The organism is Methylophaga sp. UBA1464 (genome assembly GCF_002325665.1).
In the GTDB taxonomy this organism is placed as follows: Bacteria; Pseudomonadota; Gammaproteobacteria; order Nitrosococcales; family Methylophagaceae; genus Methylophaga.
This window is the reverse complement of record NZ_DCSO01000077.1, coordinates 99789-100857: the sequence shown is the minus strand read 5'-3', so window position 1 is coordinate 100857 and position 1069 is coordinate 99789. Positions and strand designations below refer to the sequence as shown.

The following is a 1069-nucleotide window of genomic DNA, read 5'->3' as shown; positions in this document are numbered from 1 at the left end:
GCCTGTAGAAACCTGGCTGCACGAACAATCAGATTATCCTGATCAGCAATATCTGGCAGATCCGCTTTTAAGCTAATTTGTGCATCATCGGTGACAGTAAATTTTAGCTTGTCTCCCTGATCGAGAAACTGAAATGCCGTCTGCAATTCATGATATCCATCTGATCGCCTGCCGGTGATATGTAAAAACAAATTTATTTTTGCCGGCGCAGGCCACCATTCATTCATTTGCCAACTTTCCAGCCATTCATTACCAATCGGATACTTAACTCGGGATGCTCAATGAATATTTTGGCCGGCACATCATTACCTTCCAACGGTACATAATCGATAAACTCAACTTCCCAGCCAGCTTGAGATAGCGTCATCAATCGGCCTTTGTCATCCAGTGTTTTGCCGTCGATCTTTATCGCTGAATACGGTAAGCCTCTCACCCAGTCGCGCAGGGCGCTAACGGGTAGCAACCAACCCATCACTTCTGCCAGAAGCTGCTCAGGAGTAGTAGCAGAATAGGTTTGGCCATCGGAAAACGTCATTGTGACCAGCTCATCGTCACCTTTTAATTCAACGGCTCCCTGAGAAAACGGACCTATCAGACGAATAGTGAAATCATCCTGGTGTTGCTGCCAGGTCACGCCGACATTCCAGCCTTCTTTGTCCTGTCTTATCACTGTCCGGCCACGAAATGACCAGTCGTTTAACTGCTTTAATGATGTTTGATGGTTTTCCCACAGAACTTCTGCAGGGGCGAGTGGTTTTGTTTGCCAAATCGGAGTACAGGCGGTCAGCAAACTGACCGCCAAAATCACCAACAGTTGTTTCATTTGGTCAACCGTTGCAATGTTTCCTGAAGCACTTTGTTTTCAGCATCCAGTTTTGACGCTTCACTCCAGTATTTTCTGGCCTCTGATTTTTTATTCTGCACCCAGAGAACTTCCCCGAGATGCGCCAGGAATTCCACATCAGCCTGAATAGCGACTGCTTCCCGCAAATAATATTCCGCTTTTTCCAAATCACCCATTCGGTAATATACCCAGCCCAGACTATCCAGGTAATACGGATCATTGGGA

Annotated in this window: 2 protein-coding genes; both read right to left on the bottom strand. The window is 46.5% G+C overall.

All coding sequences use genetic code 11. From position 1 onward, the window contains the following. Nucleotides 1–223 precede the first annotated feature (223 nt). Nucleotides 224–823, bottom strand: coding sequence for a lipoprotein insertase outer membrane protein LolB (gene lolB, locus B3O33_RS09735; protein WP_292360685.1), 600 nt, complete (start codon nt 821–823; stop codon nt 224–226). After that, nucleotides 820–1069: heme biosynthesis protein HemY (locus tag B3O33_RS09730; RefSeq protein ID WP_292363505.1), on the bottom strand; the 250-nt coding region annotated here is incomplete at its 5' end. The genes B3O33_RS09730 and lolB, both read right to left, overlap by 4 nt.